The following is a 3,282-nucleotide window of genomic DNA, read 5'->3' on the forward strand; positions in this document are numbered from 1 at the left end:
CCTCCGCCTCTTCGCCAGCTCCGATCGCAGGCGAGCACAGATGACCCGGGCGGGTGGTCCCCGATTAGGCGCCGATCACAGGGGCAGGTGGGCACCAATTGCACGCCGAAACACACTCGCAGCCTTTCCTCCGCATCGTGTCCGAAGCCTACGTGGTCGAGGAAAAGACCGTCGCAGTCTACGCGCGGCTGATGCGGGAGGCTGGCCTGCTGACGACCGGGGCGCGCGGGATCAACGCCCCCACATGCACCCCCGCGACGCGGTTCGCCTGACAATCGCCCTGCTCTCGACTGGTACGGCGGCGCACGCGGTCGAGACCTACCGGAGCTTCGCCGCGATGGTGTATCGGCCCGAGCGGTCCAAGGGGCCGCACCCCGCGAGCTGGGGCGTTCATGAGGGCGTGACGCTCGAATTAGTTCTCCCGAGCATGTTCACGGCCGATTGGATCGGCGAGGGCGCCGGAGAAGACCCGTTCAACTGTGCGCCGTACCTGGAACTGCAAGAAAATCAGCGCATCGCGACTATCGAGCACATGCCGCTCAGGGATGGCACCGATGGCAAGTCCGGGCTCTATTTCAGCCCGGCGGCGCGTACGATAGAGGATCGTCGCGCTCGCGCGGGCATCCACGTCTCCCGGGGGATCAAGCCGATCGACCTCATGAGCTGCGCCCTCCCGTTTGCGCTGGAGCGTCAGAATCGCGCCTCTTGGGAAACCCTGAGAGACGAGACCGAAGCCGAACAGGCGCGGCGCTATCGCGACAAGGCGGTGGAGCCGGAATGGCCTCTGGTTCGAGCGCGATCTGATGGCGGGGGGCAACGTCTGATGGCCAACCGCCGCACCGCGTTCAAACAGGCAGACCTGACTCGCGCACTCAAGGGGGTGCTCGCTGCCGGCTTGGCTGTCGCGGGCGTAAAAATCGATCGTGAAGGCAATATCGACGTGAAGCTCGGCAGTGCCGAGCAGGTCAAACCAGCGAACGATTGGGATTAGCGATGGCACCGAAGACTGACCGCTTCCCCTACGCGAAGAGCTACACCGACCGCCACGACAAGCGCCGCTGGCGGTATCGGCATAGGGGCAGGACGGCGGAACTCGGGACCGAGTGGGGGAGCGACGAATTCGCGCGGCGCTATGCCGAGGCGGTGAACGGCCGCAAGGAAGGCGCGGGGGCTGATCGGACGGCTCCGGGCACTTTCGATGATCTGGTGGTGCGCTTCTACAGGCTCCATTTCCCGACCATCGAAGAGAGCACGGCGGCGGATTATCGCTCCGTCCTGGAGCCGCTGCGCCGAAAGCATGGCCACAAGCGGGTTTCCCATATGGCCCGGCGCCACGTGCTGGAGATTAAGGCGGAGCTGGCTGACACGCCGCAACAGGCGAACGAGACGCTGAAACGGCTCTCCCAGTTGATGGATCTGGCCGTTGATCTGGAATGGTGGAAGGACAACCCGGTTCGCGGCGTGAAACGGTCCCCCGTCTCGCCCGCGGGATTTCATGCTTGGGACGAGGGAGAGATCGGCCGATTCTATGAAGTCCATAAGATGGGATCGCCCGCGCATCTGACGATGACACTGATGCTCTACACCGGCGCGTCGAAGTGCGATGCGGTGATGGGGCGTGGAAACATCCGAGAGGGGCGCCTGATCTACCGCCGGAGGAAGACCAAGAAGAACCCGGACGGCTTCGAGGTGGATCTGATGATCCCCCCCACCTCGCGGAAACGCTGTCGCACGTTCGCCCGGACGCCTTCACCTTCGTGGAAGTTCTCGGCGGTGCCTCTCGGACGCCTGCGGGCCTCGGCTCGTCCATGAGGAAGTGGTGCGACAAGGCCGGGCTCCCGCTCTGTTCCTCTCATGGACTGCGAAAAGCGATCTGTCGTCGAATCGCCGAGATCGAAGGCGACGTGTTCAAGGTGATGGCCGTGAGCGGACACACCGACATCAAGGAGGCCCAGAAATACTGCGAGCAATTCGGCCGGAAGGCGAAGGCCGACTCCGCCATAGCGAGCCTTCCCAGCGGGGGAAACGGGGAACAGAACTTGACGAACCATCCCGCGAGGTTCGTCAAAAATTTACCTAACAAATTGAAAAGGAATGAATGACGGTATTTGGTAGGTCCGGAGGGAAATCCTGCCGGAACCGCCAGCCATTGATATGTCGGCATTTCCCGATGCGGGTAAAGTTGCGTGTCGCACCGTTGTGTCACACCGATAGCATACTCTCACTCTCAGTGGATAGACAAAGATTCCTTGTCGTTACCAGTAATGAGGAGAGCGCCAAGCCCCCGAGCAGAGGATCCCGTGTATCCCGTGATTATTGATTATGCCACGACAGGAACCGTTGGTAAGGGCCTGTCTGTTGGAGGATCGATCCAATATCTTCCATGATGTACCCATCACTCATATCATAGGAGATACAGGATCTCTTTACTGTAACACCTATCCCGTTTCCCAGTAATCTCTGAAACTCACTCCGCATAATCATCCTTAGATCAGCTTCCAGTGCATAGTATACAATGAAGATGTCATGTACCGGTAGGCAGGGATATCCCACCTCACAGAACCGAAGCATCACACACTCGGAAAGGTCTGAGTCTTTTCGCTGGAGTCGGACACCAACCCCAGTACCGAAGCTAGAATGTATTTCCGGGAAGCATTCGATCACATGCTTTTTGAACTGCTTCCGGTGCATCCCAGTTCGATCAGGATCATAGCCGCTCATTTCCGACAGGCTATCGACGCTTCTCGCATTCAGCAGCGCATTGAAAGCCCGCTTTACCATGTTCCGAAGATCGGACGAGGAATCGCCCGGAAAGCATCTGGCGTAAGGATCCTCTGGCGCAACAACCCCCGCTTCGGCGAAAAGCATCGCGGCATGCAGTCCTGAGTAATCAAGTTCCACCGTGGGCTTGTCGTCAATCAAAATGAAGCGCCGATAGGCCTTCGGAACGCTCTGCCACCACGCTCCGCAAAACCGCCCGCCACTGCCCCAATCGCCATCATTGAAAACGCGATGGAGCCGACGGGCTGCCAGATCCAACGGGTGCGACGCCTCGCGATCTCGCTCAGTCCCTTTCAGCGTCAAGGCAGGCATGCTCCGATCCGTTACATCCAGATCATACCAGTGCCGGGCCAATCTGCCATTGATCGCTGCGAGCCGTGTTCGAGCGTTGACCTGCCCCCCGGAAACTCCCTCGCTCTGATGTAGGGTCTGCTCGACCTCGAAGGAGCAGACGAATGAGAAAGAGCCGATTTTCCGAGACGCAGATCATTTCGATGATCA

The 3,282-nt window shown here is 59.9% G+C and carries 4 protein-coding genes; 3 read left to right on the plus strand and 1 reads right to left on the minus strand.

What is annotated here, in order from left to right:
- Window positions 1–98 precede the first annotated feature (98 nt).
- Genes ACLJK8_RS22315 through ACLJK8_RS22325 form a run of 3 tightly spaced genes read left to right on the plus strand, consistent with a single transcriptional unit; the run spans window position 99 to window position 1,812 of the window.
- Complete coding sequence (locus ACLJK8_RS22315; protein ID WP_413152621.1) at window positions 99–272, plus strand: hypothetical protein; 174 nt, start codon at window positions 99–101, stop codon at window positions 270–272.
- Window positions 245–991, plus strand: a complete 747-nt coding sequence (locus ACLJK8_RS22320; RefSeq protein ID WP_413152622.1) for a hypothetical protein — start codon at window positions 245–247, stop codon at window positions 989–991. Before ACLJK8_RS22315 ends, ACLJK8_RS22320 begins: the two co-directional genes overlap by 28 nt.
- Before the next feature lie 2 nt (window positions 992–993).
- Complete coding sequence (locus ACLJK8_RS22325) at window positions 994–1,812, plus strand: hypothetical protein (RefSeq protein ID WP_413152623.1); 819 nt, start codon at window positions 994–996, stop codon at window positions 1,810–1,812.
- Window positions 1,813–2,313: 501 nt separating this feature from the next.
- Here the strand turns inward: ACLJK8_RS22325 and ACLJK8_RS22330 are convergent.
- A complete protein-coding gene (locus tag ACLJK8_RS22330) occupies window positions 2,314–3,093 on the minus strand; it encodes a hypothetical protein (RefSeq protein ID WP_413152624.1) in 780 nt (259 codons plus the stop codon).
- Window positions 3,094–3,282 lie beyond the last annotated feature (189 nt).

This window comes from Amaricoccus sp. W119 (assembly GCF_047275745.1).
Classification (GTDB): domain Bacteria; phylum Pseudomonadota; class Alphaproteobacteria; order Rhodobacterales; family Rhodobacteraceae; genus Amaricoccus.